The sequence below is a fragment of the Caldimonas tepidiphila genome (assembly GCF_003569765.1).
Lineage (GTDB): Bacteria > Pseudomonadota > Gammaproteobacteria > Burkholderiales > Burkholderiaceae_C > Caldimonas > Caldimonas tepidiphila.
The window spans coordinates 20,546-32,230 of record NZ_QXMG01000067.1 but is presented as its reverse complement, the minus strand read 5'-3'; the positions used below and the strand labels follow the sequence as shown (position 1 = coordinate 32,230).

General features: G+C 66.7%; 10 protein-coding genes. 4 read left to right on the top strand and 6 right to left on the bottom strand.

Features of this window, described 5'->3' with window-relative positions; all coding sequences use genetic code 11:
* A partial coding sequence (locus D3A59_RS21620) for a phage integrase family protein (RefSeq protein ID WP_272868090.1) occupies nt 1-870 on the bottom strand: 870 nt, incomplete at its 3' end.
* Between the two features lie 721 nt (nt 871-1,591).
* Between D3A59_RS21620 and D3A59_RS21615 the strand changes: the two genes are divergently transcribed.
* On the top strand, nt 1,592-2,527 hold the full coding sequence (locus D3A59_RS21615) for an IS5 family transposase (protein ID WP_119157402.1): 936 nt from the start codon (nt 1,592-1,594) through the stop codon (nt 2,525-2,527).
* A gap of 12 nt (nt 2,528-2,539) precedes the next feature.
* On the opposite strand, the gene D3A59_RS21610 is transcribed toward D3A59_RS21615, so the two are convergent.
* From D3A59_RS21610 to D3A59_RS21600, 3 genes are read right to left on the bottom strand one after another with little or no spacing between them, the layout of a single operon-like run.
* Nucleotides 2,540-3,883, bottom strand: coding sequence for a sensor histidine kinase (locus D3A59_RS21610; RefSeq protein ID WP_119157401.1), 1,344 nt, complete (start codon nt 3,881-3,883; stop codon nt 2,540-2,542).
* A gap of 6 nt (nt 3,884-3,889) precedes the next feature.
* A complete protein-coding gene (locus D3A59_RS21605; protein WP_119157400.1) occupies nt 3,890-4,987 on the bottom strand; it encodes an ABC transporter substrate-binding protein in 1,098 nt (365 codons plus the stop codon).
* Between the two features lie 12 nt (nt 4,988-4,999).
* A complete protein-coding gene (locus D3A59_RS21600) occupies nt 5,000-5,722 on the bottom strand; it encodes a hypothetical protein (RefSeq protein ID WP_119157399.1) in 723 nt (240 codons plus the stop codon).
* A gap of 127 nt (nt 5,723-5,849) precedes the next feature.
* On the opposite strand from D3A59_RS21600, the gene D3A59_RS21595 reads away from it, so the two are divergent.
* Nucleotides 5,850-7,334, top strand: a complete 1,485-nt coding sequence (locus tag D3A59_RS21595) for a Do family serine endopeptidase (RefSeq protein ID WP_119157398.1) — start codon at nt 5,850-5,852, stop codon at nt 7,332-7,334.
* A gap of 51 nt (nt 7,335-7,385) precedes the next feature.
* Here the strand turns inward: D3A59_RS21595 and D3A59_RS21590 are convergent, their stop codons facing one another.
* Together D3A59_RS21590 and D3A59_RS21585 are read right to left on the bottom strand one after the other, a co-directional pair.
* Complete coding sequence (locus D3A59_RS21590) at nt 7,386-8,087, bottom strand: glutathione S-transferase family protein (protein WP_119157397.1); 702 nt, start codon at nt 8,085-8,087, stop codon at nt 7,386-7,388.
* 160 nt (nt 8,088-8,247) lie between these two features.
* Nucleotides 8,248-9,360, bottom strand: coding sequence for a glycoside hydrolase family 26 protein (locus D3A59_RS21585; protein ID WP_157991625.1), 1,113 nt, complete (start codon nt 9,358-9,360; stop codon nt 8,248-8,250).
* 661 nt (nt 9,361-10,021) lie between these two features.
* Between D3A59_RS21585 and D3A59_RS25570 the strand changes: the two genes are divergently transcribed.
* Nucleotides 10,022-10,876: a hypothetical protein gene (locus D3A59_RS25570; RefSeq protein WP_157991624.1), complete on the top strand. Its 855-nt coding sequence runs from the start codon at nt 10,022-10,024 to the stop codon at nt 10,874-10,876.
* Complete coding sequence (locus tag D3A59_RS21580; RefSeq protein WP_119157395.1) at nt 10,857-11,651, top strand: FRG domain-containing protein; 795 nt, start codon at nt 10,857-10,859, stop codon at nt 11,649-11,651. The genes D3A59_RS25570 and D3A59_RS21580 overlap by 20 nt, the downstream gene beginning before the upstream one ends.
* Nucleotides 11,652-11,685: the final 34 nt, after the last annotated feature.

Sequence of the window (11,685 nt, the reverse complement as noted above, 5' to 3'; positions counted from 1 at the left end):
GAGTTCGGCAGCCAGCGGTGCGAGCCACTCGATCAGCCGCGCGGCGCGCTCGCGGCCCAGCCCGGGCACGCGCTCGTACCAGCGGTGGTGGTTCAGGTTCGCGTAGTCGATCAGGTTGCCCAGCGTGAGCACGCCGCAGCGCTGCAGCGCCTTGCACAGCGCGGGCGCCAGCCAGCCGGCGAGCGCGTCGTCGAGCGCCGGGGGGCGGGCGAGTTCGGTAGCGAGCTGGTGCAGCGCGCGCAGTTGCTCCTTGAGCGTGGGCCCGCCGCCGGGCTCGGGGGACGTAGTGGGCAGCGCGGTCGCGGCGAGCGGCCCCGCATCGCGGTCGAGCGCGAATTCCTCCTCGTACTCGGCCAGCCACTCCGCCTGCGACTGGAAGTCCATGTCGACGCCGAGCTGCTCGCAGCGCTCCGTGATCCAGGCATCGAGGCTCGGGATGGCGGCGGCGGCTGCCGGGGCGGGGGAGGGCGCCGAAGCGAGGACGCGGGGCTCGAGAAGCGCGGCATGACCGTGCAGCCCGAGTTCCGCGAGCCGTGCCATGCCGCGCGACTCGGCCGCCTGCCGGATGCGGCGCGAGAGCTCGCGCAGCTGGCTGCGGAAATGGCGCTCGTCGTCCGGGCCGCCGGCGAAGGCGAGGTAGCGCTGCCAGGCGCTGCGCAGCGGCAGCTCGAGCGCGGCGCGCACGAAGTGGAAGTGGTGAAGCCGCAGCGCCTGTGACGCGGCGATCGCCGTCTTCGCCCCCGGCGGTCGGCCACGGCGGCGGGGGACGACGTCGGCAGGCGAAACGGTCGATGCGGGAGAGGGCGGGGCAGGGGGCTCGGGCGAAGTGGAAGCCTGCGGTGCAGCGACGGTGGAGTGGGCAGCGGACACGGGAGGTGTTCGGCAGGGAGCGAATGAAGTGGACGGGGGCGGGCGAGGCGAGGGCGCCCGCTTCGGAAATCAGGGTGAGTGACTTTGGGAGATGAATTCCTCGCTTTGATTTCGTTGGCCTCGCAGTCCGCACCGGGCTGCTCTCCAAGTGCCTGTCGCGCTTTAAAAAAGCCAGTCGGGCTGACTGGTGCGGCTCTGATTGTGCCGGGTTGTTCCTATTTTTTTGACACCTGCAGAACGGGACTTATCAGGGTGTGCCTTCTACGGAAAAAGGCGGGGCGGCTTTCGGCCACGCCAGAGCCAGCGATTCGAGTACCGCAGGGTGGGGAGCGGCTGCTGATGCCGCGAAGCGGAGCGATGCACACGCTCCTTCAGCCGCTCGAGGCCGGCCTGCTGCTTTTTGCGGCAGATGGAAAATCCCTACTTGTGACAACCAGTTGCGGCCGCCGCGCCCATCTTGTCCACAGGCCTATGCAGCGCGGCCGGGGAAAACCCGGGGCAGGTACTGCTACGGCAAGAGGCCCATGCAGACATTCCTGGAGAGCACGCAGCTTGTGTACGAGAAGCAAGTGGATCGGATGCAATTAACAGTCGCAGCGGCACAAGGGGACACCTGAATGAAAAGCCTCGAAAAGCTTGGGTCGGTGCCGGCTCTGTTGCACAAATGGCAGCCCAGGTGGGCTGGGGGCCCTGCGCTTGACAGCCTCGGTAGGCTGAGGGCGTGACGAAGCAAGACGACAAGGCGGCGCGCCGCTACAAGACAACGAACTGGGCGCAGTACAACGCGGCCCTCAAGGCGCGGGGCTCGCTGCTGGTGTGGCTCGACCGGGACATGCAGTGGCGGGCCACGCCACAGGCCAAGCGCGGACGCAGCCGGACCTTCTCGGACGCGGCAATCCAGTTCTGCCTGAGCGTGAAGTGCTTGTTCGGCTTGGCGCTGCGCCAGAGCATCGGGATGGTCGAGAGCCTGCTCAAGCTCGCCGGCTTGGACTGGCCGGTGCCGGACTTCAGCACGCTGAGCCGGCGGCAGAAGGATCTGCAGGTGCACATCGGCTACCGGGCCAGCACGCCACTGCACCTGCTGGTGGACAGCACCGGCGTGAAGATGCTCGGCGAGGGGGAGTGGAAGCGCAAGAAGCACGGGGCCGACTACGCGCGGCGCTGGCTGAAGGTGCATCTGGGCATCGATGCGCAGACCCTGGAGATCCGCGCCATCGAGGTCACCGACAGCTCGGTGGGCGATGCACCGATGCTGCCGGCGCTGCTGCAGCAAGTCCGTGGCGCCATCACCAGCATTAGCGGCGACGGCGCCTATGACACCCGGGGCTGCCATGAGGCCATTGCGCAGCGCCAGGCCGCGGCCGTGATTCCCACGCGCAGCAACGCTCGGCTGTGGAAGAAGAAGCTGACCGCGGGCGCGATGGCCCGCAACGAAACCATGCGCGCGATCCAGCGCCTGGGGCGCAGCATCTGGAAGACCTGGAGCGGCTATCACCGCCGCAGCCTCGTGGAGACCAAGATGCGCTGCTTCAAGCTGCTGGGCGAGCGCGTCATGGCCCGAACCTTCGATCGTCAGGTGGCCGAGTTGCAGGTGCGTGCCGCACTGCTCAACCGCTTCACCCAGCTCGGCCGGCCGCAAACAGTGGCTATGGCATAACTCCGTCCGGGGTCAGGGGAAGCTCACCCTCAATTCATTTGTGCAACAGAGCCGCTGGAAGATCTCGGGCAGCAGCGCGGGCTCGATGCCGATGCCGGTGTCCGCCACGCGCAGCACGGCCTGCCCGCCCCCGGCGTGCAGCGCGACGAGGACGCGGCCGCCCGGCGGCGTGAACTTGGCCGCGTTGTGCAGCAGGTTGCCGACGACCTGCGCCAGCCGCGTCTCGTCGCCCTCCACCGGCAGCGGCCCCGGCGGCAGCTCGACCGACAGCGCGAGCCCGCGGCCCGCCATCAGCTCCTGATGGTCCTCGGCCGCGCGCCGCACCAGCGCTGCGAGGTCGAGGCCGGCGCAGCGCATCTCGATCTTGCCCCGCGCGATGCGCGTCACGTCGAGCAGGTCGTCCACGAGGCGCGCCATCTGCGCCACCTGGCGCTGCATCACGTCCCGGGCGCGGCGCGCCACCGGCCCCGCCGGGTCGGCGCGGTCGAGGATGTGGAGCGAGTTGCGGATCGGCGCGAGCGGGTTGCGCAGCTCGTGCGAGAGCATGCCGAGGAACTCGTCCTTGCGCCGGTCGGCCTCGCTCAGCCGCTCGTTGGCGAGCCGCATCTCCCCGGTCACGCGCACGAGCGTGCGCGCCAGCATCCCGATCTCGTCGTCCCGCGCCAGCGCGTCGGGCGGCGGCCTGAACTGCGCCGCGGGCAGGCCGGCGGCCGCGTCGTTCAGCTCGACGATGGGCCGCACCACGGTGCGCGCGACATGCCACGCGTACACGAGCACCGCCGCGAAGGCGGCCACGAGCGCCGACGCGAGCAGCACCAGCGAGCGGGCGCGGCGCTCGTCGAGCTCGCGCAGCGTGCGCTGCAGCAGGTTGAGGTTGTAGCCGCTGACGTCGGCGAGCAGCGCGTCCGCGTGCCGCCGCGCCAGGTCCCAGCGGCGCGAGGACAGCTCCAGCGCCGCCGCATCGCCGCGCCGTGCCGCGTCGAGCAGCAGCCGCCGCGCCTCCGCCCGGCGCTGCCAGGCGGCGCTGAACTGCGCGTGCAGACGGGCCGCCGCGGGCGTGCCGCGCAGCCGGCCCAGCTCGCCGACGGCCCGCGTCATCGTCGCGTCGAGCCGCTCGAGCTCCCGGCCGACCGCCGGGTCCGGCCCCGAGATGTAGCGGAACACGTTCACCAGCGTCTCCGCCTGCAGCGCGTTGAGCCGCACCACCAGATCGCTGGCCCGCTGCACGTTGTCGACCCGCTGCTGCAGCAGCGCGGTGCCGCCGAAGGCCTCGTAGGCCGCGTAGCCGAGCGAGAGCGCCACCGCGGCCAGCAGCAGCAGGACCGGGGCGAACAGGCGGCGCTTGAGCCCCTTCATCGCGGCTCACCGGTTGCGCACGTAGGTCACGCTGTCCGGCTCCGCCGCCTCGATGAACTCGGGCGCGAACAGCTCCGCGAACCTCGGCATGCCCCCGGGGCCGGGGGACGGGCTGAGCCACTCGGCCTCGTCGTGGAGGAGCGCCAGCAGCGCGTTCTGCAGCCCGACCTGCGGCGTCAGGTTGTCCCACTGGCGCGCCAGCTGCGCGGCCTCCTGACCCGGGAACAGGCGGCGCACCAGCGGCAGGCCCCGGTCGGGCGCCGCGTCGAGGCGGCGCGCGGCGTCGGCGACGCAGCGCACCAGCTTCGCCAGCGCGTCGGCCCGCGCGGCGCGCACCGGCTCCCGCGTGACCAGCATCGACGCCTCCGTGTAGACGTCGGAGAAGACCTGCACGCGCACCGGAGGCGGCAGCGCCGCCGCCGCGGCGTCCGCGTGCGGCGACCAGACGACGACCGCGTCCACGCGGCCCGCGGCGATCTCCGCCGCCGCCTCGTGCGGGGCGATGTCGACGAAGCGCACGGTGCCGGGATCGATGCCCTCGAACAGCAGCAGCGTGCGCGCGAAATTCTCGGCGGTGGTCCTCGGCGGCAGGCCGATGCGCTTGCCGCGCAGGTCCGCCGGCACCCGCACGCCGCGGTCGGCGCGGGCGACGAGATGGGTGTTGTGCGTCCCCGTGTGCAGCGAGGTGAGGATGCGCAGCGAGGAGTCCTGCGCCGCGCCCAGCGCCACCGGGGTCTGGTAGGCGACCGCCACCTGCACCTCGCCGCGTCGCAGCGCATCGAGCGCGTCGCGCCCGCTCGGGTAGTCGCGCAGCACGAGCGCCGGCCCCTTCCCGCCGGCGAGGCAGCCCGACTCCTCGGCGAGGTAGAGCAGCGCCGAGGACGGCAGGCGCAGCGCGCCGACGAGCACCGGCTCCTCGGGCGCCGGGCTGCAGCCCGCCGTGGCGAGCCCGACGGCGAGCGCGGCCAGCAGCGGGCGCAGCAGCCTGAGGCCGAGGCGGATGGCGGGCGACGACGGGGTGCGGCCCCGGCGCCTTGCGGCGTCGGCCGTCGCATCCGCGCAGACGGGAAGGACCGCGCGTGGCGACCGGAACGGATGGTGCATTCCCCGGCCCTCCTAGATCGCCAACAGAAGGGCCGAATAGCCCGCCACGCCGGCCAGGAAGGAGGTGAAGCGGCTTTCCCGCTCCTCGGGCAGCTCCTCCTTCATCACGTTGAGGATCACCCCGCCGGCCAGCAGTGCGATCAGCACCGCGATCACCGCGCGCTCGATCTCGACGAACAGCCCGAGCAGCCAGCCCCCGAGCACCGCGGCGGCCAGCACCCAGCGGCCGACGCGGTCGTAGCGGCCCTTGTGGTGCTCCCGCAGCCCGTGGTCGCTGACGACGAAGTGCAGCGCCATCGCCAGCGCGAAGAACGGCAGGTCTGCCGGAGCGTTGCCCTCGCGGTGCAGCAGCAGGTAGCCGATCAGCAGGTTGTACAGCGCGAAGGACACGATGTGCAGGGCGAACACGCCCGCGCTGGTGGCGCCCTCGCGCCCGCCGCGGCGCGAGGTGAGGGCCAGCCGCTCCAGCCCGTAGAACGCGACGAGGCCGGCCAGCGCGATCAGGTAGACATGGCGCTCCGCGAAGCCGAGCGGCCCCTCCATCGCCTCGGCCAGCACGCGCTGCCCCTCGCCGAGCTCGGGCAGCAGGTGCAGGAAGACATAGGCCACCGACACGCCCCCCGCGATCGACAGCCAGCGGCTGCGCGGCGTGCCGGACAGGAACCTCAGCCGGCCGACGAAAACGTGGATCGCCACGAAGGCGAGCACGCTCGCGAGCGCAATTGCGGACTGCATCGTTTCACCCGAGGGAGGCCGGAAGACGCACTGGCCCGGCAAGCGGAATGCCGGCAACGGTATGCGCCTTGCTCCGGCAGGCAGCAAGCGGCCCATGCCGCCAAGCGCAACCCAGGAAGGAAACGGCATGACCCGATCGATATCCCCGACCATCGCCCCGGTGCTGCTCTGCGCCGCGCTGCTGGCCGCCTGCTCCAAGCAGCAGCAGGATGCCGCTCCCACGGCCGCCGCGCCGGCGAGCGCCCCGGCCTCGGCGCCGGCCGCTTCGGCCGCCTCCACCGCGGCCCCGCCCGACTTCACGGCGCTGGTGCGCAAGGTCGGCCCGGCGGTGGTGAACGTCGTGACCACCCGCAACGCGCGGCAGACGCCCGCGCAGATGGCACCCGGCGACCCGATGCTCGAGTACTTCCGCCGCTTCATGCCCCAGCAGCCGCCCGGCGGCGGCCAGGAGGCGCCCGGCGGCGGCATCGGCTCGGGCTTCATCATCGACGCGCAGGGCCACATCCTGACCAACGCCCACGTGGTCGCGGGTGCCGACGAGGTGCAGGTGCGCCTTGCCGACAGCAAGCGCGAGTTCAAGGCGCGCGTGGTCGGCATCGACCCGCAGACCGACGTCGCGCTGCTGAAGGTGGACGCGCAGGACCTGCCGACGGCGACGCTCGGCGATTCGTCCAAGCTGCAGCCCGGCGAATGGGTCGCCGCGATCGGCTCGCCCTTCGGCTTCGCCAACACGATCACCGCGGGCATCGTCAGCGCCACCGAGCGCGCCCTGCCCGACGAGATGCTGGTGCCCTTCATCCAGACCGACGTCGCCGTCAACCCGGGCAACTCGGGCGGGCCGCTGCTGAACGTGCGCGGCGAGGTGATCGGCATCAACTCGCAGATCTACAGCCGCACCGGCGGCTACATGGGCCTGTCCTTCGCGATCCCGATCGGCCTCGCGATGGAGGTGGCCGACCAGCTGCGCACCGAGGGCCGCGTCACGCGCGGGCGGCTCGGCATCGGCATCCAGGAGGTGAGCCCCGAGTTGGCGCAGTCCTTCAAGCTCAACGAGCCGCGCGGCGCGCTCGTGACCTCGGTGGAGCCGAACGGCCCGGCGCAGCGCGGCGGCATCGCCATCGGCGACGTGATCCTGAGCGTCAACCAGCAGCCGGTGCGCGACGCCGGCGACCTGCCGCGCATCGTGGCGCGCACCAAGCCCGACACCCAGGTGCAGATCGAGGTGTGGCGCAACGGCGCGAGCCAGACGCTCAACGCCACGATGGGCGAGATGCCGAGCACCGCGCCGCCGCCGGCCCGCCCCGAGCCCGCCGGCGGCATGCAGTCGCCGGGCGCGAACCAGCTCGGCATCGTCGTGAGCGAGCTGCCCCCGCAGGGGCGGCGGGTGCTCGGCGTGCCCTACGGGCTGGTGGTGCAGGGCGTGCAGTCGGCCAGCGCGCGCAGCCCGCTGCAGCCGGGCGACGTGATCATCGGCGTCAACAACCAGCCCTTCGCGAACCTGGAGGAGTTCAACCGCCACGTCTCGCAGGCCGCGCCAGGCAGCACGCTCGCGCTGCTGGTGCGCCGCGGCGACGCCAACCTCTACGTGCCGATCCCGGTCGGCAAGGGCTGACGGGAGGACGGAAGGCGGGCCCGCCTGCCGGGAAGCGAGGCCCGCCGCCGCTCAGGCGCCGCCGGCGCCCGCCTGCAGCCGCGCGTTCTGCGGGAAGAGCGCGCGCCGCGCCTCGTCGTCGAAGTCGCTCTTGAAGGCGTGGCGCTTGGCCAGCGCCTCGGCGCGCTGCGCGGCCGGCCGCGCGTTGATCTCGTCGAGCAGCCGCTTCACGTTCGGCAGCTTCTCCCAGGCGCCGGCGTCGAGCACGCGCGGCACCGCCCGCGCCCAGCCCCACACCGCCATGTCCACCAGCGTGTAGGTGTCGCCAAGCATGTAGCGGCGCCCCGCCAGCCGCTCGTCGAGGATCGTCCAGTGCCGCCAAGCCTCGAAGTCGTAGCGGTTGACCGCGTAGTCCTTGGGCTCGGGCGCGAAGTGCCTGAAGTGCACCGCCTGCCCGGAATACGGCCCAATGCCGGTGGCGACGAACATCAGCCACGAGTGCATCGCGCCGCGCGCGGCCGGCGTGTCCTCGGGCAGGAACTGCCCGGTCTTCTCCGCGAGGTACAGCAGGATCGCGTTGCTGTCGAAGACCACCGCGTCGCCGTCGACCAGCGCGGGCGTCTTCGCGTTCGGGTTGATGGCGCGGAACTCGGGCGCGTGCTGCTCGCCCTTGCGGGTGTCGACCGGCACGACCTCGTAGGGCAGCCCGGCCTCCTCCAGGAACAGGGCGACCTTGGCGGGGTTGGGCGACGGGTGGTAGTAGAGCTTGATCATCGGGCTTGTCTCCTCGGCCTGGCTCGCATCGCGGGAACGCCCCGGCGTGCGGCGCGGGACGATTCTCGTCGCGGGGCGAGCCCGCGCGCCGCGGCCGGCCGGGATCGCCCGGGCGCCGCGCGGGCATGCCCTTGCCGGGTCCGGGGCCGCCCGGAATTCCTCAGGGCAGCAGCACGCCGTGGAACTGGTCGTCGGTCAGCAGCCCCGGGTTCGAGGCCGCAGTGCCGGCGGAGACGAATTTGCCTTTGATCAACCTGTCCTTGTACGCCGAGTAGGTCTTGTAGGTGGTGCGGCCGGCCTTGTGGATGCCGTCGCCGTTGACGCCCCCGAACACCGCCCAGTCGGTTTCCTTGTCCTCGTTGAACCAGAGGATCATCCTCACGTCGTTCGCCGCCACGTAGTCGAAGAACTGGTTGAGCCAGCCGCTCTTGGCGACGATGTTGGCCGATGACGTCTCGTGGGCACTGGTGCTGCCGACCTCCGTGATGGCCAGAGGCTTCGTGGAGGCGAGGCGGCGCACCCGGGCCACCATGTCGCCGAAGACCTCGTTCGGCGTCGCCCAGTGGGACCAGGTCTCGCTCGAGCCCCAGTTGTAGCCGTCGACGGCCAGCCAATCGACATAGCCGTCGCCGGGATAGAAGTCCTCCGCCGGGAAACCGCCGAAGTCCTGGTGGTTGGCGCACCAGACCCATTGGAGCTGAGTGCTCGGGATGCCTTGCTGGCGGAAGGTGCCGTGCACGTACTTCCACATCTCCTTGTAGCTCTCCGTGTCCGCCGCCGACTCCGCGCTCCACGGGTACCAGTTGCCGTTCATCTCGTGCGCCAGGCGCAGGTAGACGCGGCGTTCGTCGCCGGTGTCCGGCCGGCCGTCCGGCCCGTTCAGGAAGAGCTTCATGCGGCGCGCCCATTCCTTGAGGTAGCCCTCGTACATCCCGGCCGCGGCGCGCCTCTCGACGTCGTTCGGCGTGGCCGCCGGCGAGCACAGGAAGGGCTCCCAGGTGACCATCGGCACGTTGCCGTTCTTCCAGATGTTGGGCAGTTGCTGGTTGAACAGGTTGTCGAGCGTCTTGGTGCGGTTGCACCAGTCGGTGTAGAGGTTCACCACCGCGTGGCGTCGCTCCTGCCACGCCTCCAGCGCCCTCACCCGCTCCATCTTCCAGCCCTGTCCGCCTTCGTAGACGCCGAGCAGCGTCTGCGCGCCCGCCGGCACCACGGCGGCAAGCAGGGCGGCGCCCGCGAGCGCCGCGCCGAACCGACCCACGGCCTTGTTCATCGCTCCTCCCTTCGCGGCCTGGGGCCGCAACTCGCCTGTCGCGACGGCCCGGGCCGGGCGCCGCAAGCGCGTCGGGGCGGGGGCGGGAATGCAAGGCCACGGTACTCCGCGGCGTGGCCGACCGCAAATCGATCTCCATGAGGGCAGTAGCGGGATGGAGGGGGGCGGAGACCTTCCTTCGGGAATGGCGGGCGGGGTATCTGATTGAACTGGCAGTGCGAGGATGAAGTTGCCCGGCTTTACTTCGACCGACTCTTTTCGCAATCCTGGAAATGCTCTTTTCATGGCGAATTGAGCCGACGTCGAAAGATTTGAACGTCGCCAAGAACACCTGTTTCTTCACTCAACCTGAAAAATCATTGGAAAAGCATTAAATAGCAGCATGCCAACAACGTGCGATGAATGTGACGCAGTCACCTACAACGCATACAAATCTTCGACAGAAGAGAATGAAAGGCGATTCTCATTGATCCTAGGATTGTTAGGTTGCCTAACACGGCATGGATGACAGGCAGAGCAAGAGGCCTTCCCAACGAGAACGGACTCATCCACAATCGCTCACTAACTTTCAGGCTACTTATCATGGTAGCGATGCGCAACCTAATTAATGTTACACAAAACACATACAATTCTACATTTGAATTAACAATAACATCAAACCATGGCATCAATAGAGTATAGCCTTTTCCGCGTAAAATTCATAAAACCGCATCAACCATCTTTATTTCAAGAGAACACCACTCCGCATGACGCTCTTATCAGAGCCCTTTCTGAAAGGCCCTCTGCGCCATTACGTGCCGGATATGAGTGGCACGTAGGAAATCTTCGATTCTTCCCCCACAATTCATCGTCTGGATATTTTGCAATCGGAAAAATAAGCAGTTCGACGATTGGAAAATTTGACGAACGAACGGGAGATTTTATTGAGGAAGAGCTAGAAGAAAGCCCTTATACCCACTGCGTATTTGATGCAAACTGGGGGATTATTGGAATAGCAAAGAAGATAGAGTTGTCAAAAAACGCTAAAGGCATTGCGAATCGCCTGGAACAACTACTATCACGTACTGGCGTGGTCGCAAGAAACTCACTCACGGTTGAAGTACTCCCTATCCCAGACCCGGATGGATTTTTGAAAGCACTGAACGACGCATATCGTGTTTTCCGTTTCTCAGCAACTTTTCGTGGCCCCAACCCATTTGATGCGGACGAGCACTTTCAAAAACCATTGTCAGTGTATATTTCTGCCGCAGATGGCTATAAAGGCTCAGCAACAATTTCTGGCGACAACCTTAACAGAAAAATTTTAAGCGAAGTAACTCGCAGCACAGCCTCAACCGGGAATGAAGCTTCGGCCAGAATACAAAAGAAAGAAGGTCAAAAGGCAATAACCATAAACCTTTGCGGCGACCCGGTCAAACGAAGATATGATGAAGATAGCCACCGCCCCGAAATTGTCATCTCCGAACTTTTGGCTCAATACAAGCGAGTAAGAAGCAATGAAGCAGGTTCCGATTGAGAGCGTCGATCAACTTTTACAAGCAGTCAACGAACTCCCCAATAACTTCTTATATCGCGGTCAAGCCAATGCGGATTGGCCACTCCAATCATCACTGGAAAGAATTGTAGGAAGCAAATGGTCTAGTAGCGAAGCTCAGAAGTTTGAGGACTACTCTCTTAAAAAATTTCGATCAAAGTTCCATTTATACGATCGAGAGAACACGCAACCAGAGTCAAAACTTGCATGGCTTTCAATCATGCAACACTACGGGGTTCCTACGCGACTTCTGGATTTCACGGAAAGTCCATATATTGCGCTCTACTTCGCACTTGAAGCTTACAACCCCCAATCCAATTGCGATCTTGCCCTGTACGCAATTGATTACACAGCAATTCTAGAAAGCTCAATAGCTCACATAAAAACGAAGGACTCCGCCTTTAATGAAACAAGAGTCACTGTCTTTGAGCGGCAAGACGAAATATTCGACAAGGTCGTAGACAGGTTTTCGTATGACATTGCATGGATTGCCGAACCAAAGCTTTTAAATGCACGACTTGATAGACAGGCAGGGTCATTTTTGCTTTCTGGAAATCGCGGATTGCGAATTGAAGAAGTGTTAGGCCTAAAACTTTACGAAAAAGTATCCGCCCTCAAATTTATCGTGCCGACGCACCTTTATAAAAACGCATTCGCATTACTTCGAAAGATGAATATAAACAGCAAAAGTCTTTATGGCGACCTAGATGGCCTCGCCAGAGCCATAAAGATGGAGATGCAAATATATTCCGTTTAGCCAAATATATCGACCCTCTCCACCATCGGAGGAC